Origin of the sequence: Acinetobacter minutum (assembly GCF_035916735.1) — a bacterium.
Classification (GTDB): domain Bacteria; phylum Pseudomonadota; class Gammaproteobacteria; order Pseudomonadales; family Moraxellaceae; genus Acinetobacter.
Genome location: NZ_JAQIHG010000008.1, coordinates 22,372 through 45,792, shown reverse-complemented (window position 1 = coordinate 45,792; position 23,421 = coordinate 22,372). Strand labels below are relative to the sequence as shown.

The window sequence follows — 23,421 nt, the reverse complement described above, 5'->3', positions numbered from 1 at the left end:
TTGGTAGCGGGAGCTGGATTTGAACCAACGACCTTCGGGTTATGAGCCCGACGAGCTACCAGACTGCTCCATCCCGCATCAATGTTTTTGCTGCTCACACTCAACAATCTGGTTCATTGTTGGTGCGGAAGGGGGGACTTGAACCCCCACGCCCGAAAGCACTACCACCTCAAGGTAGCGTGTCTACCAATTCCACCACCACCGCAGCAGGACGCATTCTATGCGCATCCGTTGCAAAAGGAAAGCCCTAATTACGATTATTCGCCAGTTTTTGGTGCAGTTGGTGAAGTTTCAGGCGATGCAGTTTGCGCAGGTGCCGTGGTATTAACCGTTTTCAAACTATAAGCATCTGAAGTTTGCTGCTTGGCAAAGACCGCCAAAGTCAAACTGGTCATAAAAAACAATGCGGTCAAAATAGCGGTGAGGCGAGTCAAAAAATTACCTGAACCTGACGCACCAAACACAGTTGCTGCACCTCCACCACCAAAAGAAGCACCCGCATCGGCACCTTTACCATGTTGCACTAAAACCAGCGCAATAATCAAAATGGCCAAGATAATATGTACCACCAGCACAAAAGTATGCATGTGAACTCCTAATTATTTGTTATCTGCAAATGCACGGGCAATTTGGTAAAATGATTCAGCATTTAATGATGCACCACCGACCAATGCACCATTAATATCTGGACACGCTGCCAATTCTGCTGCATTTTCTGGTTTAACACTACCACCATAGAGAATCGCAATCTGTTGTCCTGCTGGTGTAATCTGCGTCAGTCCTTCACGGATTTTGGCATGCATCGCCTGGGCATCCTGCGGAGAAGCGGTTTTACCCGTACCAATCGCCCAGATCGGTTCATAAGCAATGATCATCTGTTGCTGCCATTGCTCAGCATTGATCACAGTAGCCACGTCACAAATCTGCTGCAATACCACCTGATCAGCAATGCCCTGCTCACGCTGCTCCAGACTCTCACCCACACAATAAATCACGGTCAAGCCAGCCGTTAAAGCATTTTTAATTTTGGCCTGCACAGCAGCGACATCATCCGCAAAAATTTCACGACGCTCAGAGTGGCCAATCAACACATAGTCAATCGCGCTGTCTTTCAGCAGTTCTGCACTCACCTCACCGGTATATGCTCCTGTACCTGCAATACGCGATACATCTTGTGCAACCACATGTACGGGACGTGCTGCATCAGCCAATGCCGTCTGAACAGTGGTTAAAGCAATCGTGACGGGTGCCACAGCAAGATGACATTGTGCAGCTGGAATATCATGCTGGGCGAGTAATTGTTTGAATTCTTGAACAAGTTGTTTGGCATTCGCTTGCATTGGGTTCATTTTCCAATTGCCGACAACCCAAGGAATAATAGTCGAACCCGACATACTGCTCTGACCTGTGATGAAAAATGCAGATATTCTACACGGAATTCTATCCCTTGCTGATAAATTTTCAGATAGCACCGATCAATTTTGTTAATTACAAATCTATAAAATTCACAAGATTCCAATCCCTTGAGAAAATTAATTTCATGAAAATTCGACTGGTTCAGGTTTTTATAAGATAGTACGCAGATAACAGCATTTTCTGATATGGTATTTTTGCGCAACAAAAGTATAATTTTACGATACGAATTATAAACAAACCAGTTCAGACTCAAGGCGTGGTAGCGGATGTCAGTATTGCAAGGATTTCCTAAATTTACAGGATTTATTCGTCGATTAGTCGAGGAACATCATATCTCAGCTGAAGATATGCAAACTGCTGTCGAAAATGCAAAAAAGGCCAAACGAGATATTGTCGCCTACCTCATTGAGCATCATGGTATTTCACCTCTCATTCTTGCCGATACCATTTCACGCGAATTTGGCGAGCCGCTGTTCGACCTTGCAGTTTATGATGCAGCATTACTACCACGCGATCTGGTTGAAGACAAACTGCTGACCAAACATCATATTGCACCGCTGTTTAAACGTGGCAATACCTTATATGTTGCAACCAGCAACCCAACCAATATCGAAGCACTCGATGCCATCCGCTTCAATAGCAAACTGAACATTGAATCAGTCATTGTTGAATATGACAAACTGAGTCAACTGCTCAGCAAACAGTTCACCGAAGAAGATACCTTTAATTTTGATGGTGAAGAGCTCGATATTGATATTGATGATTCATCACAATCTGATGATGACGATGATGATGGTCCACAAGGTGATGAAGCTCCGATTGTCAAATACATCAACAAACTATTGGTTGATGCCATCCGTATGGGTGCATCGGATCTGCATTTTGAACCGTATGAAAAAATCTATCGGGTGCGTTACCGAGTCGATGGGGTCTTGCGTCAGATCGCAACGCCTCCATTACAATTGGCGAACCGCCTGGCTTCACGTTTAAAAGTCATGTCACAAATGGACATTTCGGAGAAACGGATTCCTCAAGATGGCCGTATCAAACTAAAATTATCCAAAACCAAAGCGATTGATTTCCGTGTCAACTCCCTACCAACCCTATTTGGGGAGAAACTGGTTCTACGTATTCTCGATCCATCGAGTGCCATGCTAGGCATTGATGCGCTAGGTTATGAACCCGATCAGAAAGCCCTGTTTATGGAAGCGCTGGAAAAACCGCAAGGCATGTTATTGATTACCGGTCCGACGGGTTCAGGTAAAACCGTTTCTTTATATACCGGCTTGAATATCCTCAATCGTGAGGACACCAACATTTCCACGGCGGAAGATCCCGTCGAAATTAACCTGGAAGGCATTAACCAGGTCAACGTAAACAATAAAGTAGGGCTGACCTTCTCTGCAGCATTGAAATCTTTCTTACGTCAGGATCCAGACATTATCATGGTCGGTGAGATTCGTGATCTGGAAACCGCAGAAATCGCGATTAAGGCTGCACAGACCGGTCACATGGTGATGTCGACACTGCATACCAATAGTGCACCCGAAACACTGACCCGTTTACGTAACATGGGTGTCCCTTCTTTCAATATCGCCACTTCGGTCAATCTGGTGATTGCGCAACGTTTGGCACGTCGTTTATGCAGTCAATGCAAGGCTCCGGTCGAGGTTCCTCAAAATAGCTTGCTCGAAATGGGCTTCACTGAAGAAGATCTGGCGAATCCTGAATTTAAACTCTACCAACCGGTGGGCTGTTCAGAATGTCGTGAAGGCTATAAAGGCCGGGTCGGGATTTATGAGGTCATGAAAGTGACCCCTGAGATTTCGAAGATTATCATGGAAGATGGCAATGCGTTGGAAATTGCAGCGGCATCGACAAAATTGGGGTTTGATAATCTGCGACGTTCAGGCTTAAAAAAAGTCATGCAAGGGGTCACTTCATTACAAGAAGTGAACCGTGTGACCAGTGAATAATTTAGTCAGTATTTAAAATAAGGATAATGTGATGGCAGCGAAAAAAGCACAAATGATGCCGACTTTTACCTATGACGGGGTCGATCGCAAGGGGTTGAAAATCAAGGGAGAGTTGCCTGCACGCAACATGGCTCTTGCCAAAGTCACCCTGCGCAAACAAGGCATCACCATCAACAATATTCGAGAAAAACGCAAAAATATTCTCGAAGGATTGATGAAGAAAAAAGTGTCTACGCTGGATATCACCGTATTTACTCGCCAGTTAGCCACCATGATGAAAGCAGGTGTTCCACTAGTACAAGGCTTTGAAATCGTTGCGGAAGGTCTAGAAAATCCAGCCATGCGTGAAGTGGTTTTGGGGATTAAAGGCGAAGTAGAAGGCGGCAACACCTTTGCCGGTGCTTTACGCAAATATCCGCAATATTTTGACAAACTGTTTTGTTCTCTTGTTGAATCAGGTGAACAATCGGGTGCCCTAGAGACCATGCTAGATCGGGTCGCGATCTATAAAGAAAAAAGTGAACTACTTAAACAAAAAATCAAAAAAGCTATGAAATATCCCGCGACCGTTATCGTCGTGGCGATTATTGTCACAATTATTTTGATGGTGAAAGTGGTACCGGTATTTGAAGACCTATTCACCTCTTTTGGTGCCGATCTCCCGGCTTTTACCAAGATGGTCGTGAATATGTCGCAATGGATGCAGAAATACTGGTTCCTACTCATTATCGGAATTGGTGGTGCAGTGGCGGCATTCATTGAAGCGAAAAAACGTAGCCAGAAATTCCGCGATACTCTTGATAAACTGGCCCTGAAGCTGCCAATTTTTGGGGATTTGGTGTACAAAGCGATTATTGCACGCTATAGCCGCACACTTGCTACCACGTTCGCTGCAGGTGTACCACTGATTGATGCTTTGGAATCAACTGCTGGTGCCACCAACAACGTGATTTATGAGCGTGCAGTAATGAAAATCCGTGAGGATGTTTCTACTGGGCAACAATTACAGTTCGCGATGCGTGCCAGCAACCTGTTCCCACCGATGGCCGTACAAATGGTCGCGATTGGTGAAGAATCTGGTGCACTAGATGCCATGTTAGATAAAGTTGCCACACACTTTGAAAATGAAGTGGATAACGCTGTTGATGGCTTAACTTCCATGATGGAACCGTTAATTATGGCCATCTTGGGTGTACTCGTTGGTGGTCTAGTGGTTGCCATGTACCTTCCGATTTTCCAGATGGGTTCTGTGGTGTAATGCAAGATTTTATCCAAACGCTAATCAACAACCCTATAGCACTTTATCTGATCGTCGGATTATTTAGCCTGTGTATTGGCAGCTTTTTAAATGTGGTGATTTTACGTACACCGAAAATAATGGAGCAACAATGGCAACAGGAATGCCAGTTGCTACTGCATCCTGAACAGCCAATCATTGAGCAAAGTAAATTTACCCTAAGCCATCCAGCTTCAAGCTGTCCGAAATGTGCCAGTCCAATTCGCTGGTACCAGAATGTACCGGTATTGAGCTGGTTATTGTTGCGCGGAAAGTGCTCTAACTGTCAGAATCCGATTAGTGCACGTTATCCTTTTATTGAAGTCCTGACCGCCGCGTGCTCCCTACTAGTGGTCGCAGTGTTTGGTCCCAGCCTACAGATGCTCTTTGGCCTACTACTGACTTGGACGCTTATAGCGCTCACCTTTATTGATTTTGATACACAACTTTTACCAGATCGCTTTACCTTACCTCTAGCTGCGCTCGGTCTAGCCATCAATAGTGGTTCTATTTACACCTCACCCACTTCTGCCATTTGGGGCTATGTCATCGGCTTTTTATGTCTGTGGATTGTGTATTACCTATTTAAACTCTTGACGGGTAAGGAAGGCATGGGCTACGGTGATTTCAAACTGCTGGCTGCACTCGGTGCCTGGATGGGGCCATTCATGCTACCGCTGATTGTACTGCTCTCCTCATTGGTCGGTGCGATCATCGGAATTATTTTATTAAAAGTGCGTCAAGAAAATCAGCCTTTTGCCTTTGGTCCTTATATTGCGATTGCAGGCTGGATTGCCTTTTTATGGGGTGAGCAGATCATGAAGGTGTATTTAGGAGGATAACATGGGTTTTATTTTGGGACTGACCGGCGGAATCGGCAGCGGCAAATCAGCCGCCAGTGCATGGTTTGAAACCCAAGGAATTCATGTGGTGGATGCAGACGTGGTCGCACGTGAAGTCGTCCAGGTCGGTCAGGTCACGCTCGACAATATCCGTCTGGCGTTTGGCGACTGGGTGTTACTCAATAATGGTGAGCTCGACCGAACGGCCTTACGCAATCATATTTTCCAATTTCCGGAAGCCCGTCAAGTTCTGAACCAGATTACGCATCCGGCTATTCGTGCCTCCATCATTCAGCAATTACAACAGGCAAGCAGCCCTTATGTGATTCTGGTTTCTCCGCTGTTATTTGAAACCAATCAGCATGAAATGACGGATCATAACCTGCTGATCGATACCAGTGAAGAAATCCAGATCCTACGTGCCAGTAGCCGTGATGGTCAGACACCTGAACAGATCCGCCAGATTATTGCGGCACAAATGTCACGTCAGCAAAAAATTGCCATGGCAGATGATATTGTGACCAATGATGGCCATATTGAACATCTTTATTCACAATTAATGCCATTACATGAGCTGTATCTGCTCCGAGCAGAGAAACATCACTGATCTTTTTGCTGTTGCAATTGCTGGGTCAAGCTATCTTGACGTAGCCAACGCCAAGGTTGCAACGCGCCTATTCCCATCCCAACCAGACCACAGACAATGGCTGGACTTAAGGGTTCGCCTAGTAATGGAACAGCAAGCAGCGCAGCAATAAATGGTGCCAAGGTCACAATGCTTCCAGTTTTAAAAGCGCCTAAGCGTTCAATCGCGGCGACGTAGGTCAGGGTTGCAATAATCACCACAAAAATGCCATGGAACACAGTCTGAATCAGCAAATGAATCGGCTCAGGTTCCGTCAGATGTTTAGGAATAAATAACAGATAAATCGGCAAATAGATGATCGCTGACCAAATGGCAACACTGGCCATTGAATGCCAAGCCGATAATCTCCACTGTTTGAGTAAAACAGTAAAGAGTCCCCACCAGATCGCACTGATAAATAGCAATACATCCCCTTTACCAAAGGCATGGCTGCTACTCTGGGAGATCAGAAAACTCATCAGCCCTAGGGCGGTCAGCATAATCGACAGGCTAATCCAGGTATGCTTATCAAAAGGTTGTTTAAACAGAATCCACGCAGCAACGGCGGTCGTCAAAGGAATACAGCCATTCAGGAAAATAGCAGCATGCGCGGCTGGCGCGTATAAAAATGCCGTATAGGCGGTCAAGCAATATCCCACACCACCAATCAGTGCCAAAATGACAGAGCGTTTTTGCCACAAAAATGCGGTGTCTTTCTTGTACAGCAAAACCGGCATCAGAATCAGGAAAGCCAGACCAAAACGCAGTGCAGTAATATCCCAGGCACTAATTTGCCACTGTGTATTGAGGCGGGAAAAAATGGTAAATCCCCCCCAGATACACATGGTAATGGCAATAAAGAAATAACCTTGAGTACGGGGTGACATAAATAAACTGGCTGTGTAATCGTCGGTAAAATGAATCAGGCTTGGCGCTGACGGCAAGCTTCATATAACGCCATACCCGTCGCTACGCTAACATTCAAACTTTGCAGATTGCCTGACATCGGGATAAATACCGTCTGATCACACTGTGACTGGGTAATCGGACGTAACCCGGTATCTTCAGCACCCATCACAATCACCACAGGCCCGGTCAAATCACACTGTTGCAAGGGTAATGCCTTTTCATCCAGCATGGTGCCAATTACGCGAATATGCGTGGTTTCTTTAAGATGCGCCAAAGTACGTGCCAGATTGGTCACCTGAATAAACTGTACTTTTTCCGCTCCACCGGCGGCCACTTTACGTGCAGTCGGCGTCAGACTGGCAGAACGGTCACGCGGTACAATAACCGCCTGCACCCCCATGGCAGCCGCCGTACGGATACAGGCACCGAGATTGTGCGGATCGGTCACCTGATCTAGTGCCAACAACAATGGATTGCTGGTCTGCTCCAGTAACTGATCCAGATCTTTTTCATTTAAAGTTGGATGTGGTCGCACGGCAGCCACAACACCCTGGTGAAAAGGTAAACCAGCCAGTTTTTCCAGACTGTCACGACTGGCTTTCTGTACGCTGATTCCAAAAGGTTCAGCCAGTTGCAGAATACGTTGCAAACGCTGGTCATCACGTCCTTTCAACGTAAAGAGAGTTAATACCCGTTCCGGCTCAAGCTCTAATAATGACTCCACTGAGTGAACGCCATAATAATATTCTGGTTTTGCCATGAACGACCTCTATCGTGACTACAATACAAAATAAAAATCCTGCAAAGCCAACTTCACAGGATTTCTCTTATAAGGACTAGTGTAACCGATTTAGCAGTAGATTTCTTAGCCTTCTAAATGGCAGACGTAATCTAATACTTCATCCGTTTCAATTTTAAACTTGCTGTTGCCCGGCACATAAAAAGACTGGCCTGCACGGAACAATTCGCTGGTTTCGCTGTCCGCGATTTTGACACGGCATTCACCCGAAATGATTTCCATACGTTCAGGGACGTGGGTTTCAAACGTTAAAGGCTGCTCGGTCGGTAAAATAACCCCTAAAGTTTTCTTCGTTCCATCTTCAAACTGTACTGTGTGGCTAATACACATGCCACCAAAGTAGACATTTGATTTTTTTACCACAGATACGTGATCAAACTGAGCTGAACTCATGCGTATTCTCCAGATAACGCTCTATCCTACATTCTGCGAGCTAGTTTAATTGTGCCGCTACAACTAATCAATCTATGTTTTTATCAAGAACCTCATCAGCTTAACTTCTCTTTCCACGTAGGCATGTTTAATTCTTAGATTGATTACATGACATTGCTCACAATTTAAAGTCAATCAATGAGACCATTCTTTCTCCATGAGGAACAAATTCAGCCTAATAGAGGCATCGTAGGTGCAACATGAATTTTCGATTTTTCAAATAAATATAGAAAAATCATGAACGTAAAAATAGTGGAAGCACAAAATATTATTCTTTTGCAAAAAAAGCACTGAAATCAGATTTTTCCTCTCACTTCAGCCTGTTGATCGCTTGAGCTCATCAGCAAACTTCTCTATCTTAGAACAAAACTTTCCGCAGTCCGGACGCGTTTATGCTGACCCATTTAACTCTGATCAATTTTGCCCTTGCTGAACATCTAGCTGTTGATATTGAACCAGGTTTTAACGTGCTCACCGGTGAGACAGGGGCCGGTAAATCCTTACTACTGGATGCACTTTCGGCCTGTTTAGGCGAACGCACTGATACCAACTACGTGCGCTATGGGTCGGATAAGGCTGATGTCACGGCAATTTTCAGCTATGAAACGGACAGTCCTGAAGCCCAGTGGTTGGCCACACATGAACTGGCTGATGAATCGGGAGAAATTCATTTACGTCGGGTCATTTTTGCCACAGGACGTAGCAAAGCCTGGATCAATGGTCGCCCCAGCAGTCTGGCCGAACTCAAGGAAATCGGCCGTCTGTTGGTACAACTGTATAGCCAGCATAGCCAACAACAGCTGCTTGAACCCCCTTATCCTAAACATTGGCTAGACCGTTACAGCAACTTTTATCAACCTGCACAAGACGTACGCGAGGCTTACAGCGGTTGGCAAAAACAGATTCGCCAGCATCAGGCAGCCCTAGATGCACAAGCCACCCGTAAACAGCGGATTGAAACCCTGGAAGTCCAGCTCGAAGAACTTGAAGAACTGATCCAGATCGATTATCCGGAGATCGAACAAGAGTTTGACCGGCTCAGCCATCATGAAAGCATCATGCAGGATTGTGCCTACAGCTTGAATATTCTGGATGAAGCGGAACCGAATATTACCCAAGAAATCGCCTCGATTCTGCGACGCCTCGAACAGCATAGCGGACGCAGTGAACAACTGGCGGAAATCTACACCTCCTTGCTGAATGCACAAAGTGAGATTGAGGATGCAACGGCAAACTTACGCCAGTTTATTGACCGGCAAAGTTTTGATCCGGAACGCATGGAACAGCTGAACGCACAGCTAGAAATGTTTCATCGTCTGGCGCGTAAATACCGCACACAGCCTGAATTGTTAAAACAACACTATGGCGAGTGGCAAACCGAACTGGAACAGCTGCATCAGCTCGAAGATCCCGAAACCTTGGCAGAGCAGGTTGCAGTCGCTTATCAGGACTTCATGACCAAGGCACAGCATCTGGATGAGATTCGTCGTGCTGCCGCAGTGCCTCTGGCCAAGCAATTGACTGAACAGGTCAAACAGCTCGCCTTACCTGAAGCTTATTTTGAATTTAAGTTTGAACCTCTTGAACAACCTTCTGCTGAAGGTCTCAGCTTTATCCAGCTTTTGTTTACCGCCAATAAGGGTATTCCTCCACAACCGCTGGCACGCGTCGCTTCTGGTGGGGAACTTTCCCGTATTGCCTTGGTGATGCAGGTGATGAATGCAGAAAAAACCGAAGCTGAGGTTTTGGTCTTTGATGAAATTGATGTCGGGATCAGTGGTGGCACGGCTGAAATTGTCGGACGTCTGTTGGCCGGCCTGGGACAGCATGTACAAATTCTTTGTATCACCCATCAGGCTCAGGTGGCGGCACAATCAGACCAGCATTTGCTGGTGAAAAAACTGCAGACCGATCCAGCGAGCAGCACGATTGTTGAACTGGATGAAACGCAAAAAATTCTGGAACTGGCCCGCATGACTGGTGGTATTGAAATCAATGAGACGACCTTACAACATGCCAAACAGCTGCGTCAGCTCAAATTCCAGCATGCTTAAATGCCAAAGCCACGTTAGAAATCCCTCAAGCTGAGGGATTTTTTTATCCATATCAAACTTCAACTGATCTGCATGACGTTCTGGTAAAGCCCCCTTAGAAATCTCACATTTTTTATACAGTCCGCCGCCAATCTCAGAATTTTGCTGAAAAATTACGTTCTATCCTGGCTGTTGTTGCGTGAACTCAAGTTGTCAGCCTTTGCTTTTTATGGGATAAGTAGAAATAGGGAATCTGCAGTTCAACGATTGAAATCAGGCATTTTACCGCCATTGATGACGGTTAAGACTGCAAAGAATACACGCTGATTTTAGGAGAACAGCTTAGGTGACAAAACAATATCTGATGCATCGTTGTCTGATTGCCCCACCCGACTTGGCCGATGAAAACTTTGCCAACACCGTGATTTATGTGGCCCGACATGATGCAGATGGTGCGCAAGGCATTATTATTAACCGGCCATCGGGCATCCAGATTAAAGAACTGTTGAATGATCTGGATATTGATGCCGACAATGTGCAACCGCATGAAGTGTTGCAAGGTGGGCCTTTACGTCCAGAAGCGGGCTTTGTCCTGCATACTGGTCAACCAACCTGGCATTCTTCCATTGCCGTAGGTGAGAATGTCTGTATCACCACCAGTAAAGATATTCTGGATGCGATTGCGCATAATGAAGGGGTTGGACGCTATCAGATCGCTTTAGGCTATGCCAGCTGGGGCAAACACCAACTGGAAGAAGAAATCGCACGCGGTGACTGGCTGATCTGTGATGCCGATATGGATCTGATTTTTAATTTACCGTACAGCGACCGTTGGGACGCCGCCTATAAAAAAATGGGCGTTGACCGTACCTGGCTGGCTTCAGAGATCGGTCATGCCTGATTTAACTGCACCACAACTGATCATGGCCTTTGACTTCGGCACACAAAAAATGGGGATGGCTGTGGGTCAGTCCACGATCCACAGTAGTAATCCCCTACCTCTGTTTGCGATGAAAGATGGCATTCCGAACTGGGACCATCTCTTAAAACTGGTCAAGGAATGGCAGCCCAATCTATTTCTGGTCGGTTTACCGTTAAATATGGATGACACTGAATCCGAGCTGTCTACCCGTGCACGCAAGTTCGCTCGCCGACTGCATCACCAGACCCATATTGAAACCCTGATGGTGGATGAACGGTTAACTACCCGTGAGGCGCGGGATGAACTGGAACACTATCAGGCTCAAGGTCGTGGAAAACGTCTGGCGGCTGACAGTCTGGCCGCTGCTCTGTTGATCGAGAGCTGGTATCGTGACCCGCAAGGCTTGCAGCCCTAACGTGAAGTGCTCATCCGCCCGTGCTCAGCATGGGCTTTTTTATGCCTGTAGTGCCGACAAAGTTTAAAACTGAAACTGGCGAAACGTGAGGTTGATACGAGGTTGCATGACCCGAGTCGACTTCATCAAGGCATGTTGCCAATATTTTTGGGTGACCCCTTTCATCAAAATCAATTGGCCATGCTGTAACTGGATTTCCACCTTTTCATGAGTATGCAGATGACGAAAAACAAATTTACGTGTCGCCCCGAGACTGAGCGAAGCAATGCTGGTAGTCGGAGCCAGCCCCATATCATCATCGCGATGCCAACCCATCCCTTGTGTACCATCCTGATATAAATTGGCCAGACAGGAATTAAACTGCTCAGCGGTTTCTCGTTCAATCTGCTCTTTAAGCTGCAATAAACGCGAATCCCAGGGCAAAGCCTGTCGTGTCACACCGGAATAGGCATAATTGCAGGCCTGATCCGCGTACCAGACCATTTGCCGTGCCGTCTGAATTTGGCAACCATAGAGTTTGACTTGATCAGGACGCCATGGCAGATGCTGTAAAAAATAATCAAGATAGGCACTCGCATCGGTACAGTTCAGCACGAGACCGTAATCCTGCACGTCCCCGTCATAAGGCAGAAGATTTTGCTGTGGCTGGGGTGCAAACAGATCCAGATGCATGGGGTCTTCTCCACATATCAATGAGAACAATCTACAAGGCATAAAAAAGCCTTTCAACAGAAAGGCCATTTCGCTCATCTTACGGTTGTTTTAAATAAGGCCAGGCGGCTTTCATATAAATAAACATCGACCACAGGGTTAAGACGACAGCGGTATAAAGCAATCCATAGGCCAACATCTCTAGCGGTGGCCAGTTCAGCAGGAATACACTAATCGCAATCATCTGAAAGGCGGTTTTATATTTGCCAACAGTTGACACAGCGACACTGGTACGTGCCCCCAACTCTGCCATCCATTCGCGCAACGCAGAAACAGTAATCTCGCGCGAGATAATCACAATCGCAGCAAAGGCCATGGAAATGGTCGGCTGCCATTGCACCAAGACAATCAGTGCAGCCGCCACCATCAGTTTATCTGCCACTGGATCCAGAAAACGGCCAAAGGCAGACGTCTGATTTAAGGTCCGTGCCAGATAACCATCAAACCAGTCCGTGACCGCTGCCAGCACAAAGATTGCGGTCAGCAAAATATGTCGAGTCATGCCACCCGTACTTCCACCAATCCCAATGGCAGGAGGCCAGTAGGCAATCAGTAAAAACACTGGAATCAGTGCAATACGTGCCAGCGTTAAAATGTTTGGAATATTCAGGATGCGACCTGTTGTCATAGACACCGCCAGTGTTGTCCCCGTGTTGCATCTCGCGACATGCAACCTGCAAAAATAGAGGATTTATCCCTCTTGAATAGGCGTCACTTTATACGAAATGCCAGAAAGTGTCGACTAGGCAACCCGATCTGATCCAGAGACTGTCTTGTTCACGGGTGGAGGTGAATGCCAATTTTATGCGAACGAATGCAAGATAAAGGTCAAAAGCCCGAAATAAGTCAGAGTTTCTCCGAAACAAGGGCAACCAATCTGTTCACAAAAAATGGCCTGCGAAGAATGTGATACTAAAAACATCTGGAAAGTTTCAACGGGTTGCTCTGATACAGGATCGCCAGGTTACTCATGCAGAATTTTATAAATGGTGCGTGCCATCATTGGACCGAGCCCCGGCACCACGGTCAGTTCTTTTTCTGACGCTTTGAGTACACCTTGAATCCCGCCAAAATGGGTCAGCAAATCACGACGGCGTTTCGGTCCCAATCCCGGAATAGCTTCCAGCACGGAGCCTGCACGGCGCTTATCCCGCTTGGCACGATGTTTAGTAATCGCAAAACGATGGGCTTCATCGCGCACCTGCTGAATCAGGTGGAGTGCCTTGCTGTCTTCTGGTAACTGGATTTTTGTGCCATCGGTAAAATGTAAAGTTTCCAGTCCAGGTTTACGCCCTTCCCCCTTAGACACGCCAACCATAAAGGCCTCAAGGCCAAGTTCTTGCATGACGTCCATCGCCATATGCAACTGGCCTTTACCGCCATCAATAAGGAGTAAATCTGGCAGCATATGCTTTTTGTAGCGCCGGGTTAAAGCTTGACGCATCGCGGCGTAGTCATCACCACCAGTAATGTCTTCAATAGCAAACTGGCGGTAATCCCGCTTACGTGCCCCACCTTGGTCAAAGACCACACAGGAGGCAATCGGGGCTTCACCCATGGTGTGGGAAATATCAAAACATTCGATGCGATCCACTGGACGACCAAGCGCTTGTTCCAGCTGATGGAAACGTTCATTCAGCTCAAAGTGATTTGATAACTGTCCTTTGATGGCATGCTGCACGTTCATCACGGCCAGCTCTTGCCATTCAGCACGGGTTTCACGCACTTTGTGCTTGATCTGAACTTTCTTGTCAAACTGTTGTTGAAAAGCGGCTTCCAGCTCCTGTCGATCCGGCAGTTCAACATTCACGATCAGTTCCACCGGGATTTCATCCGCCACCTGAAAATAGAAGTTGGCAATAAAATCACTCAACATTTGCCCCAGATCATCGCTCAGCATATCCGGAAAATAGCTCTTGCCTCCCAGCATCCGGCCATTACGCACATACATGATCTGCACACAGGTCACCCCCGCCGCATGGGCAATGGCCAGAATATCCGCTTCGCCTTTGATTTTGTATACGGCCTGTTGGGCCTGTACTTCACGTAACAGTCCTAAACGGTCGCGATAAAAAACGGCTTTTTCAAATTCCAGCTGTTCCGCGGCAGCCTCCATTTTGCTGATCAGTTCCTGATTCAACTCGCGGGTATCCCCCTGCAAAAAGCGGATCGAGTTTTTCACATCTTCCTGATAAGCCTCAGGGCTGATCAACCCCACACAGGGCGCGGAGCAACGTTTGATCTGATACTGCAAGCAGGGACGTTTACGTTGAGCAAAATAGCTGTTTTCACACTGGCGCACATTGAACAGTTTTTGCAGGACCAACAGGGTATCCCGTGCACTATAGGCACTTGGGTAAGGACCAAAAAACTTGCCCACCGCATGTTTGCCCTTGCCACGACCACTGGCAATCCGCGGATAAGGCTGGTCGCTGGACACAAAAATATAGACGTAGGATTTGTCATCCCGTAGCAGGATATTATACGGTGGACGGTGCAGTTTGATCAGGTTCTGCTCAAGCAGCAACGCTTCGGTCTCACTACGGACCACCAGTGTTTCAATATCATAAATCCGTGCCACCAAGGCTTGGGTTTTCGGATGTTCAATGGTTTTGACGAAGTAACTGGAGACACGGTTTTTCAGATTTTTGGCCTTGCCCACATACAGCAGCTCTCCATCCTTGCCCAGCATTTTATATACGCCAGGCAATTGGGTCATATGCGCCAAAATCTTTTCAATATGTTCACGTGCGTTTTCGTTCACATCCAGCCTATTTCTATCATCACATTTTGCTCTGTAACATGATGTGCTGCTTCACTTCTATTTTTCAAGTTGGTTCTCTATAAAACTCACCCCACATTAGATCAGATTAGTTAACCAGTAATGGAATGCAAACCGGACTTTTTAACGCTCCTCGCGCACAACAATGCTATAGCCCGGAACAATCATCTGATTGCTAAAGTCTATAAGTTGTTTCGGTCAATTTTGTTATGCTCTGCGCAACAGCCGGATGAAGAAGTAACCGCATGTCGACCCAATCCCCAAACCCGTCTTTTGCTCAGCCTTTCATGCCAAATACCACAGCATCCGCCAAGGATAAAATGATCGGTAAACCGCGTTTTCATTTTGAGCCACAGCAGGTGATGCAGCGCTTACGGGCACGGATTATCGGACAAGATACGGCACTGGGTGAAATCGAAAAAATGCTGCAGGTAGTGAAAGCGGATTTCTCCAATCCGGAACGTCCTTTGTCTGTGACCCTGATGCTTGGCCCCACCGGCGTAGGCAAAACCGAAACTGTGCGTCTAATCAGTGAAGCCATTTATGGCCGTAGTGATGCATTTTGCCGGATCGACATGAACACGCTAGCACAGGAACATTATGCGGCGGCACTGACCGGTGCCCCTCCCGGCTACGTGGGCTCCAAAGAAGGCAACACGCTGTTTGATGAAGTGGCCATTCAAGGCTCGCATACCCGCCCAGGTATCGTGTTATTTGATGAACTGGAAAAAGCCAGTACCGAAGTCATTCGCAGTTTACTGAATGTGCTTGATACCGGAAAACTGACCTTGTCCGCGGGTACCAAAACCATCGATTTCCGCAACTGCATGATTTTCATGACCAGTAATGTTGGTGCACGTGCGGCACAGGAATATCTGAACAAACTCAGTTATCTCCCAGAAAAGGCACAAAGTCTGTTATTAAAACGCCTGCCCGCACAGCGTTTGATTGAAAAAGTGTTACACCGCCAGTTTGATCCAGAATTTTTAAACCGCATTGACCGCACCTTGCATTATCTTCCGGTTCAGGAAAATGCCCTGCCGCGTCTGGTTGAGATCGAAATGGAAAAACTCAATCAGCGCCTGCAACACCAGAAACGCCGGGTTCAGCTCAGCACAGCGGCCCAAGCCCATTTTTACCAAGGCCATGACATCCGTTTTGGTGCCCGACATCTGGCGCGTAAAATGCGTACCGAACTAGAACCGGTACTTGCGGCGTATTTTCTGCAATATCCTGAACAACTTGAGGTGCAGATCGATTGCCAGCAAGGACAATTACACGTGATCGCGACAGCTCCCCTCACCACATAACAGCATCGGTTGGGGAACTGCATGGATGAAGCGTTAAGGTGCCACAGCGTTACAGGCAGCCAATGCTTTTGAACCCTGTTTCCATTGCTGTCCGGTTGAATTACGGTAACTCTGAATCTTGCCAATTTTGCGAGTGAGATCCTGACAGGCTTCTAGTGACAACCCCGCTCCCCAAGGACCAGTCATCGCACATTCACGGCCATTACAATTCCAGACCACCTGCACGCCACCCGGGATTTGCGTAATAACCTGCCCCTGATGTTTGCTTTGTGCATACCAGGTATTCATTCCGATTGCAGGGGCGGCACGAGATAGCTGATTACATTGCGCCAATTCCGCCGAACCCGCTGCCCAGGCCTGACCTGCTGAATTACGGTAACTCTGAATCGGCCCGACTTTTGCCACCAGCTGTTGGCAAGATTCCATGGATAGCCCAGCCCCCCAAGGGCCGGACATTTCACAACGTTGCCCGTCACACTGCCATTGCACAACTGCACCACCAGAAATACCAGCATTCACCCGTCCCACATAAGGACTTTCAGCAGTCCACGTTGTCGCATGGGTCAAGCCCACGAACGCCAGAAGTCCAACCCCAAATAATCCTTGTTTGATGCGCATGTTAAACCCGCTTTCTATTGTATAGATGATTTTTGCATCATATTGGAGTTCATCAGGTTTTGGCTAGATTTTTGTAAAATCAGTCACATGCTTGGCCATAAAAAAACGCTCCATGCGGAGCGTTTTGATCGAAGATCTAAAACACATAAGGCCGAATAAAGATCAGGAAGAAAATTCCCAGCATCAGCACCCATTTCAGAATGTAATACAAAGTCCGGTTGGACTTTTTCAGCGCCTTGGCTTTAATACGGATTTGGTAAACATAACCAAACAGTTTGTTGAGGCCACCCGTCTGATCCCCTGCTTCATTCGGTGAACTGGCTGCCGTCATCACCTTACGTCCAAACCAGTGATTAAAACCTTCCATCAGTTTGGATTTAAGCGGACGTTCCACATCAGCGAAAAAGATAATCCGGTTCTGGTCAGTTTTGTTTTCGGCATAGTGGATATAAGTTTCATCAAACACCACGCTTTCGCCATCACGCCAGGAATAACGCTGACCATCCACATCAATAAAACAACGGTCATCATTTGGCGTCATCAAGCCCAAGTGATAGCGTAAAGAACCTGCATACGGATCACGGTGACGCACCAGACGGCTATCAGGTGCAAGTTCGGTAAACATCGCCGCCTTAATCGAAGGCAAGGTTTTCAGCAAGGCCGTGGTTTTCGGACACAACTCTGCGGCAGAAGGATGTGCCGAGTCATACCATTTCAGATAAAAACGTTTCCAGCCAGTTTTAAAGAACGAGTTAAACCCTAAATCATCATAAGTGCTGGATGCCTTGATGCCGCCTTGAGCATACAGCGCCTTGGCTTCATCACGGATCATTTCCCAGTTCTCATCCAGCACCTTCAGATCTTTAAAATACTGGGTGTCGATATAAGGCTGGTTCGGCACCTTGGAAAACAGGTACATCAGGAAATTAATCGGGGCGAGCAGCGTTGAATGGTCAAAAAACTGACGATAAAACGAGTGACGCACTTTACCGCGATGCTGAATATACAGGGCGGAAATCACGAAAATCGCGAGGATGATCCATTTAATCATATGACCACTCACTAACAGGACACAGCGTTAAGCGACTTAAAAAAGCCGGTCTTAAAGCAAGAAAACATTGAAAATTGTACGGATTCTAGCAAAAAAACAGCAACACGCCATCCACAATCCTGCAACGCTGCCGTGTCCTTTTTGGCACAATCCAATGGTGGTTTAATCACTTGGATTGACTATTTTGACCGAAAATTTGTAAAGCTAATGCCAGAAATCCGTAAACATTTCATCCCTGAACCATTCCTCCCGGGTTAAAAAATCCCATAAAAACAGAACGATTTCTCAGCGTCATCAGACTTGCCTAAAAAATCTGATCAACTACGCAAGCATAGCCACAAAAAATTAGTGACCCTAGCGTCACGGCTTGATACAACTTGTGATATTTATTTTTCGGACAGTTATCGTAAGATTGAGCGAACCTCGAGGTGTGCAGGACAGGTACACCCGCTTTATGACATCAACAAAATAGTCCTCCAAAATAAAGGAGATCAGGGCATGATCCACGCTGGCAATGCCATTACCGTCCAGATGCTTGCGGACGGAATTGCAGAATTCCGCTTTGACTTACAAGGTGAGTCGGTTAACAAGTTCAACCGTGCAACGATTGAAGATTTTCAGGCCGCAATTGATGCCGTGAAAGCACATCCAGAAATTCAGGGTCTGATCGTGACTTCGGCCAAATCCACATTTATTGTCGGTGCGGACATTACCGAATTTGATGAAAACTTCGCTCGTGGTGAACAGGGCATCGTCGACTGGTTATTGCCAAGTCATGATGTGTTTAGCGGATTTGAAGATCTCGATGTTCCGAAAGTTGCCGCAATCAATGGCATTGCCTTCGGCGGTGGTTTTGAGATGTGTCTGGTGTGTGACTACCGTGTGATGGCGGAGCAGGCACAAGTCGGTCTGCCTGAAATCAAACTGGGCCTGATTCCAGGCTTTGGTGGAACCATCCGTTTGAGCCGTGTCATCGGGATTGATAATGCCATTGAATGGATGACACTGGCCGCACCGAAAAAAGCACAAGCCGCCCTGAAAGATGGTGCCGTAGATGCGGTCGTAGCAGCCGACCAGCTCCAGGCTGCGGCATTAGATTTGGTCAAACAGGCAATTGCGGGGCGTCTGGACTGGCGTACCAAACGTCAGGAAAAAATTGACCCGGTCAAACTCAGCGCACTGGAACAAATGATGGCATTTAACAGTGCACGCGGTGTGGTATTTGCCAAAGCCAATCCGGCACAGTATCCAGCACCGAAAATTTTGCTGGATTCACTCGAAGCTTCTGCCAGCCTGCCGCGTGATGAAGCCGTTAAAATCGAGGCACAAAACTTTGCCAAAGTCGCAGTCACACCACAGGCTGAGGCTCTGATTGGTCTGTTCCTGAACGACCAGATCGTGAAAAAGACCGCGAAAAAATATGAAAAAGGCGCACATCCGGTCAATCAGGCGGCTGTACTGGGTGCCGGCATTATGGGTGGTGGGATTGCCTATCAATCCGCAGTGAAAGGCACGCCAATCATCATGAAAGACATTGGCAACCCACAGCTTGCACTGGGCATGTCAGAAGCCAACAAGTTACTGACCAAACAGGTGGAACGTCAGAAACTCACACCAGCCAAAATGGGCGAAACTCTGGCACGCATCCGTCCAAGCTTGAGCTATGACGAGTTTAAAGAAGTCGATATCGTAATCGAAGCAGTCACGGAAAATCCAAAAATCAAGGAAGCCGTGCTTCGTGATACTGAAAGCAAGGTTCGTGACAATACCATTATTGCATCCAATACCTCGACCATCTCTATTACTCGCTTGGCTAAAGCGCTGCAGCGTCCGGAAAACTTTGTCGGCATGCACTTCTTTAACCCTGTGCATATGATGCCCTTAGTGGAAGTGATCCGCGGTGAAAAAACCTCGGATGAAGCAATCGCGACTACAGTGGTCTTGGCACAAAAAATGGGGAAAACCCCAATCGTAGTCAATGACTGTCCGGGCTTCCTGGTCAACCGCGTACTGTTCCCGTATTTTGGTGCTTTCGACTTACTCCTGAAAGACGGCGCAGATTTCCAGCAAATCGACAAGGTCATGGAGAAATTTGGCTGGCCGATGGGTCCTGCCTATCTGATGGATGTGGTCGGGATCGATACTGGCGTACATGGTGCCGAAGTCATGGCCGAAGGTTTCCCGGATCGCATGAAACCGAATTTCAAAGGCTCCATTGAAACCCTCTACGAAGCACAACGTTTGGGCCAGAAAAATGATGTCGGTTTCTATCACTATGAACTGGACAAAAAAGGTAAAAAAGCCAAAAAAGTTGACCCAAGCACCTACGACATTATTGCACCCGTCGTGACCGGTGAAAAACGTGAGTTCGATCCGCAGGACATTATTGATCGCATGATGCTGGCGTTATGTAACGAAACCGTACGCTGTCTGGAAGACAAGATTGTCGCGACTGCGGCCGAAGCCGATATGGCCATGATCATGGGGATTGGCTTCCCAGCCTTCCGTGGTGGTCCATGCCGTTATATCGACCAGACCGGTTTGGCTGAATATGTCGCGCTGTGCAACAAGTACGCCTATCTGGGCAAAGCCTATGAAGCACCGCAAATGCTGCGTGACATGGCTGAAAATAATCAGAAATTCTACGGTTAAGGAGCAACGTGAATGACTACTTTAAATCCACGTGACGTTGTGATTGTAGATGGCGTACGTACTGCAATGGGCAAATCGAAAAACGGCATGTTCCGTCATGTCCGTGCTGACAGCATGTCCGCCGAATTGATCCGTGCGCTGGTTGCACGTAACCAGTTTGATGTGAATGAAATTGAAGACGTGATCTGGGGTTGTGTCAACCAGACCCTCGAACAAGGCTGGAATATTGCACGCACCGCCAGCCTACTCGCCGACTTACCAAAAACCGTGGCTGGTCAAACGGTCAACCGTTTATGTGGTTCGTCGATGCAAGCGATTCATACCGCAGCAGGACAGATTGCAACCAACCAGGGTGACATCTTCATTATTGGGGGTGTTGAACACATGGGGCATGTCAGCATGATGCATGGCGTGGACATTAACCCGGAAGCCTCCAAGCATTATGCCAAAGCCTCCAACATGATGGGCTTGACTGCGGAAATGCTCGGCCGAATGAATGGGATTAGCCGTGCAGAACAGGATGCTTTTGGTGTGGAATCACACCGCCGTGCCTGGGCAGCGACTCAAAGCGGTGCTTTCAAAAATGAAATCGTCGGTATTGAGGGCCACGATACCAACGGTTTTAAAATCCTCTGTGACATTGATGAAGTCATCCGTGCCGATGCCAACCTAGAAGCCTTTCAAGCACTCAAACCTGCCTTTGACCCAAAAGGAGGTTCTATCACGGCGGCAACCTCTTCCGCACTTTCCGATGGTGCCTCAGCCATGCTGTTAATGTCTGCTGAACGTGCACAAGCCCTCGGCTTAAAACCACGTGCGGTGATCCGTTCTATGGCCGTGGCAGGCTGTGATGCTGCAATCATGGGCTATGGTCCGGTTCCAGCCACACAAAAGGCCTTAAAACGTGCGGGTTTGAGCATCAGTGATATTCAAACGGTCGAGCTTAATGAAGCCTTCGCTGCTCAAGGTTTGTCTGTTCTAAAAGGTCTGGGACTGTATGATAAACAGGACATCGTTAACCTGCATGGCGGCGCCATTGCCTTAGGTCATCCACTCGGCTGTTCAGGCGCACGTATCACCACCACCCTGCTGAATGTGATGGAACAACAAGACACCCAAATCGGTCTGGCTACCATGTGTATTGGTCTAGGTCAGGGGATCGCCACCATTATCGAGCGTGTTTAACTGATCTAAGAAATAAAAAGAATCCCCGTCCAGTGCGGGGATTCTTTTATCGGTCATCAAGCTGAAAAAAGTCTCGATGACATCCAGCGACCGATCAAGCGTCCAAAGCCAACTTACCTTTCTAATGCCATAATTCTTGTATCAGCCAGGCCATATACTTTTCCTGATCCATAAAATCTGGTGCCTTGCCAGTCTGTAAGCAGTATTGGCGCTGATGGAACTCTATGACGATCTGTTCAGTTTGATGCTGATCTTCGATCAGATGAAAATATTGATGAAAGAAAAATCGATTTTTGCCCCAGTTATTTAACCGTTCCAGTTTAGGATAATGCTGATTTTCCAGATACTGAGCATATTTCTGTTGAAGCTCATCAAAGACTTGGATGGTGTTCATATCAAATCCTGCCGATCAGATGGGTGATCTATGTCCACGGTCTTAAGCCTAGAATAGAAGATTGAATGCTCTGTGACATCTGCCTAAAAATGCTGGATTTTCCGATAGATGGTGATCTTATAGCTTCTGCTCAACTGCCTGAATATTCTGTTTTTTAATTCGCTCCATTTGTGCATTTAAGCTCAGTACATCTTTGTAGAGAGCATTAAACTGTTTGACCGCCTGCGCATTTTCAAACATAAAGGTTTTGTTTTTACGTACCCATTTATCACGTTTAAGGATGTCAAACATCGCATCTGCTTTCGTTAGAACCTGTAATTCCAGCGCAAACAAAGCATAGGTCTGGTCACTTTCATGGCTCTCTCGCAGGCTTTGCGCCAACTGCTTACGAAAACGTGCCTTGATGGGCAAGGCTTTCGCCTGTTCTAGTGCCTGTTGTTCTCGGAGCTGGCTCTGCTGTTGATAGCGTTCAGTAATCGCATGTACCTGTTTGAGCATCTGTTCCGTTTCACGGAAATTGTGCTGACGATCCTGATCAAGACGCTCGATCTGTAAAAAACGTGGCCACTGTGCTGCCTCCAATGCACGTAAATAAGCATTGCGGGCCTCAGCATTCTGTATCATCTGCGTTAAGACAAAATTGGCAATAATCTGATAGTCATCCTGCAAGCGTTGATCTTGAATGGGCACATGAATTGGCTTGGACCAATCTTGGGCTTGCTGGTAAATGAGGGTCATCTTTTCCTGCATCACCGCTTGATAGACCTGCAATTCGGCTGCCTCACGTTGCTGCAACTGGTATTGATAGAAAAGCAAACCAAATACCAAAACAACCGATAAACCTAAAATCAGAAAGATACGGCGCATTGCTCTCTCCAGATCTCTGCTTTTTGAATATCTTAGACCATCACTCTTATAGCTGTGGCTGAATTTTACTTAAATCCGATAAATGCCTCCTTCCTCGTCACTCCCTTACATTTGAATTCAGCACAACAATTTAATTGCGGCTCTCCTCTTTTAAAGCACGACCGATCCCCCTATCATTTTGTTTCAAGTAATCATCGAGAATTCCC

Annotated in this window: 22 protein-coding genes and 2 tRNA genes; 10 read left to right on the top strand and 14 right to left on the bottom strand. The window is 47.0% G+C overall.

Features of this window, described 5'->3' with window-relative positions; translation table 11 throughout:
- Position 1: 1 nt before the first annotated feature.
- The 4 genes from PAE54_RS05200 to tpiA form a co-directional block, all read right to left on the bottom strand.
- A tRNA-Met gene (locus PAE54_RS05200) sits at positions 2-78 on the bottom strand.
- Between the two features lie 42 nt (positions 79-120).
- Positions 121-205: transfer RNA gene (locus tag PAE54_RS05195), tRNA-Leu, on the bottom strand.
- 52 nt (positions 206-257) lie between these two features.
- A complete protein-coding gene (gene secG / locus PAE54_RS05190; protein ID WP_273778283.1) occupies positions 258-587 on the bottom strand; it encodes a preprotein translocase subunit SecG in 330 nt (109 codons plus the stop codon).
- 12 nt (positions 588-599) lie between these two features.
- Positions 600-1,394: a triose-phosphate isomerase gene (gene tpiA, locus PAE54_RS05185; protein ID WP_326518682.1), complete on the bottom strand. Its 795-nt coding sequence runs from the start codon at positions 1,392-1,394 to the stop codon at positions 600-602.
- Positions 1,395-1,682: 288 nt separating this feature from the next.
- Here tpiA and pilB point away from each other — a divergent pair, with 288 nt between their 5' ends.
- Genes pilB through coaE form a run of 4 tightly spaced genes read left to right on the top strand, consistent with a single transcriptional unit; the run spans position 1,683 to position 6,117 of the window.
- Positions 1,683-3,392, top strand: a complete 1,710-nt coding sequence (pilB, locus tag PAE54_RS05180; protein WP_326518681.1) for a type IV-A pilus assembly ATPase PilB — start codon at positions 1,683-1,685, stop codon at positions 3,390-3,392.
- Between the two features lie 31 nt (positions 3,393-3,423).
- A complete protein-coding gene (locus PAE54_RS05175; protein WP_326518680.1) occupies positions 3,424-4,650 on the top strand; it encodes a type II secretion system F family protein in 1,227 nt (408 codons plus the stop codon).
- Positions 4,650-5,510 carry a prepilin peptidase gene (locus PAE54_RS05170; RefSeq protein ID WP_326518679.1) on the top strand — a complete coding sequence of 287 codons (861 nt, stop codon included), beginning with the start codon at positions 4,650-4,652 and terminating at the stop codon, positions 5,508-5,510. The genes PAE54_RS05175 and PAE54_RS05170 overlap by 1 nt, the downstream gene beginning before the upstream one ends.
- A gap of 1 nt (position 5,511) precedes the next feature.
- Positions 5,512-6,117 carry a dephospho-CoA kinase gene (gene coaE, locus PAE54_RS05165; protein WP_326518678.1) on the top strand — a complete coding sequence of 202 codons (606 nt, stop codon included), beginning with the start codon at positions 5,512-5,514 and terminating at the stop codon, positions 6,115-6,117.
- On the opposite strand, the gene PAE54_RS05160 is transcribed toward coaE, so the two are convergent.
- From PAE54_RS05160 to ppnP, 3 genes are all read right to left on the bottom strand, one after another.
- Positions 6,111-7,022 carry a DMT family transporter gene (locus PAE54_RS05160; RefSeq protein ID WP_326518677.1) on the bottom strand — a complete coding sequence of 304 codons (912 nt, stop codon included), beginning with the start codon at positions 7,020-7,022 and terminating at the stop codon, positions 6,111-6,113. The two genes, coaE and PAE54_RS05160, sit on opposite strands and share 7 nt — an antisense overlap.
- Positions 7,023-7,057: 35 nt before the next feature.
- On the bottom strand, positions 7,058-7,804 hold the full coding sequence (gene rlmB, locus PAE54_RS05155) for a 23S rRNA (guanosine(2251)-2'-O)-methyltransferase RlmB (RefSeq protein ID WP_273778275.1): 747 nt from the start codon (positions 7,802-7,804) through the stop codon (positions 7,058-7,060).
- Positions 7,805-7,909: 105 nt separating this feature from the next.
- Positions 7,910-8,236 carry a pyrimidine/purine nucleoside phosphorylase gene (ppnP, locus tag PAE54_RS05150; RefSeq protein ID WP_273778274.1) on the bottom strand — a complete coding sequence of 109 codons (327 nt, stop codon included), beginning with the start codon at positions 8,234-8,236 and terminating at the stop codon, positions 7,910-7,912.
- A 431-nt stretch (positions 8,237-8,667) separates the two neighbouring features.
- On the opposite strand from ppnP, the gene recN reads away from it, so the two are divergent.
- From recN to ruvX, 3 genes are all read left to right on the top strand, one after another.
- Entirely contained in the window at positions 8,668-10,329 is a 1,662-nt protein-coding gene (recN, locus tag PAE54_RS05145) for a DNA repair protein RecN (protein WP_326518676.1), read from the top strand.
- A 325-nt stretch (positions 10,330-10,654) separates the two neighbouring features.
- A complete protein-coding gene (locus PAE54_RS05140; protein WP_273778271.1) occupies positions 10,655-11,209 on the top strand; it encodes a YqgE/AlgH family protein in 555 nt (184 codons plus the stop codon).
- Positions 11,202-11,645 (top strand): Holliday junction resolvase RuvX, encoded by a 444-nt coding sequence (gene ruvX, locus PAE54_RS05135; RefSeq protein WP_326518675.1) that lies wholly within the window; start codon positions 11,202-11,204, stop codon positions 11,643-11,645. The genes PAE54_RS05140 and ruvX overlap by 8 nt, the downstream gene beginning before the upstream one ends.
- 63 nt (positions 11,646-11,708) lie before the next feature.
- Here the strand turns inward: ruvX and PAE54_RS05130 are convergent, their stop codons facing one another.
- The 3 genes from PAE54_RS05130 to uvrC all read right to left on the bottom strand — a co-directional run bounded on the left by PAE54_RS05130 (position 11,709) and on the right by uvrC (position 15,120).
- Positions 11,709-12,317: an alpha-ketoglutarate-dependent dioxygenase AlkB family protein gene (locus PAE54_RS05130; protein ID WP_326518674.1), complete on the bottom strand. Its 609-nt coding sequence runs from the start codon at positions 12,315-12,317 to the stop codon at positions 11,709-11,711.
- A 79-nt stretch (positions 12,318-12,396) separates the two neighbouring features.
- Positions 12,397-12,984: a CDP-diacylglycerol--glycerol-3-phosphate 3-phosphatidyltransferase gene (gene pgsA, locus PAE54_RS05125; protein ID WP_273778268.1), complete on the bottom strand. Its 588-nt coding sequence runs from the start codon at positions 12,982-12,984 to the stop codon at positions 12,397-12,399.
- Between the two features lie 336 nt (positions 12,985-13,320).
- Positions 13,321-15,120 carry an excinuclease ABC subunit UvrC gene (gene uvrC, locus PAE54_RS05120; RefSeq protein ID WP_326518673.1) on the bottom strand — a complete coding sequence of 600 codons (1,800 nt, stop codon included), beginning with the start codon at positions 15,118-15,120 and terminating at the stop codon, positions 13,321-13,323.
- Between the two features lie 305 nt (positions 15,121-15,425).
- Between uvrC and PAE54_RS05115 the strand changes: the two genes are divergently transcribed.
- Positions 15,426-16,448, top strand: a complete 1,023-nt coding sequence (locus PAE54_RS05115) for an AAA family ATPase (protein WP_326518708.1) — start codon at positions 15,426-15,428, stop codon at positions 16,446-16,448.
- A 33-nt stretch (positions 16,449-16,481) separates the two neighbouring features.
- Here PAE54_RS05115 and PAE54_RS12445 read toward each other — a convergent pair whose 3' ends face one another.
- Entirely contained in the window at positions 16,482-17,066 is a 585-nt protein-coding gene (locus PAE54_RS12445; RefSeq protein WP_273778266.1) for a DUF8200 family protein, read from the bottom strand.
- Between the two features lie 136 nt (positions 17,067-17,202).
- Positions 17,203-18,117: a lipid A hydroxylase LpxO gene (lpxO, locus tag PAE54_RS05105; RefSeq protein WP_326518672.1), complete on the bottom strand. Its 915-nt coding sequence runs from the start codon at positions 18,115-18,117 to the stop codon at positions 17,203-17,205.
- Between the two features lie 498 nt (positions 18,118-18,615).
- On the opposite strand from lpxO, the gene fadB reads away from it, so the two are divergent.
- On the top strand, positions 18,616-20,769 hold the full coding sequence (gene fadB / locus PAE54_RS05100) for a fatty acid oxidation complex subunit alpha FadB (RefSeq protein WP_326518671.1): 2,154 nt from the start codon (positions 18,616-18,618) through the stop codon (positions 20,767-20,769).
- Positions 20,770-20,781: 12 nt separating this feature from the next.
- Positions 20,782-21,954, top strand: a complete 1,173-nt coding sequence (fadA, locus tag PAE54_RS05095) for an acetyl-CoA C-acyltransferase FadA (RefSeq protein WP_326518670.1) — start codon at positions 20,782-20,784, stop codon at positions 21,952-21,954.
- A 121-nt stretch (positions 21,955-22,075) separates the two neighbouring features.
- On the opposite strand, the gene PAE54_RS05090 is transcribed toward fadA, so the two are convergent.
- Positions 22,076-22,348, bottom strand: a complete 273-nt coding sequence (locus PAE54_RS05090; RefSeq protein ID WP_273778261.1) for a hypothetical protein — start codon at positions 22,346-22,348, stop codon at positions 22,076-22,078.
- Positions 22,349-22,465: 117 nt separating this feature from the next.
- Positions 22,466-23,215: a hypothetical protein gene (locus PAE54_RS05085; RefSeq protein ID WP_326518669.1), complete on the bottom strand. Its 750-nt coding sequence runs from the start codon at positions 23,213-23,215 to the stop codon at positions 22,466-22,468.
- Between the last annotated feature and the right edge of the window lie 206 nt (positions 23,216-23,421).

Coding starts and splice junctions, on each gene's coding strand:
- secG (WP_273778283.1), bottom strand. CDS start 587: ATGCATACTTTTGTGCTGGTGGTACATATTATCTTGGCCATTTTGATT.
- tpiA (WP_326518682.1), bottom strand. CDS start 1,394: ATGTCGGGTTCGACTATTATTCCTTGGGTTGTCGGCAATTGGAAAATG.
- pilB (WP_326518681.1), top strand. CDS start 1,683: ATGTCAGTATTGCAAGGATTTCCTAAATTTACAGGATTTATTCGTCGA.
- PAE54_RS05175 (WP_326518680.1), top strand. CDS start 3,424: ATGGCAGCGAAAAAAGCACAAATGATGCCGACTTTTACCTATGACGGG.
- PAE54_RS05170 (WP_326518679.1), top strand. CDS start 4,650: ATGCAAGATTTTATCCAAACGCTAATCAACAACCCTATAGCACTTTAT.
- coaE (WP_326518678.1), top strand. CDS start 5,512: ATGGGTTTTATTTTGGGACTGACCGGCGGAATCGGCAGCGGCAAATCA.
- PAE54_RS05160 (WP_326518677.1), bottom strand. CDS start 7,022: ATGTCACCCCGTACTCAAGGTTATTTCTTTATTGCCATTACCATGTGT.
- rlmB (WP_273778275.1), bottom strand. CDS start 7,804: ATGGCAAAACCAGAATATTATTATGGCGTTCACTCAGTGGAGTCATTA.
- ppnP (WP_273778274.1), bottom strand. CDS start 8,236: ATGAGTTCAGCTCAGTTTGATCACGTATCTGTGGTAAAAAAATCAAAT.
- recN (WP_326518676.1), top strand. CDS start 8,668: ATGCTGACCCATTTAACTCTGATCAATTTTGCCCTTGCTGAACATCTA.
- ruvX (WP_326518675.1), top strand. CDS start 11,202: ATGCCTGATTTAACTGCACCACAACTGATCATGGCCTTTGACTTCGGC.
- PAE54_RS05130 (WP_326518674.1), bottom strand. CDS start 12,317: ATGCATCTGGATCTGTTTGCACCCCAGCCACAGCAAAATCTTCTGCCT.
- pgsA (WP_273778268.1), bottom strand. CDS start 12,984: ATGACAACAGGTCGCATCCTGAATATTCCAAACATTTTAACGCTGGCA.
- PAE54_RS05115 (WP_326518708.1), top strand. CDS start 15,426: ATGCCAAATACCACAGCATCCGCCAAGGATAAAATGATCGGTAAACCG.
- PAE54_RS12445 (WP_273778266.1), bottom strand. CDS start 17,066: ATGCGCATCAAACAAGGATTATTTGGGGTTGGACTTCTGGCGTTCGTG.
- lpxO (WP_326518672.1), bottom strand. CDS start 18,117: ATGATTAAATGGATCATCCTCGCGATTTTCGTGATTTCCGCCCTGTAT.
- fadB (WP_326518671.1), top strand. CDS start 18,616: ATGATCCACGCTGGCAATGCCATTACCGTCCAGATGCTTGCGGACGGA.
- fadA (WP_326518670.1), top strand. CDS start 20,782: ATGACTACTTTAAATCCACGTGACGTTGTGATTGTAGATGGCGTACGT.
- PAE54_RS05090 (WP_273778261.1), bottom strand. CDS start 22,348: ATGAACACCATCCAAGTCTTTGATGAGCTTCAACAGAAATATGCTCAG.
- PAE54_RS05085 (WP_326518669.1), bottom strand. CDS start 23,215: ATGCGCCGTATCTTTCTGATTTTAGGTTTATCGGTTGTTTTGGTATTT.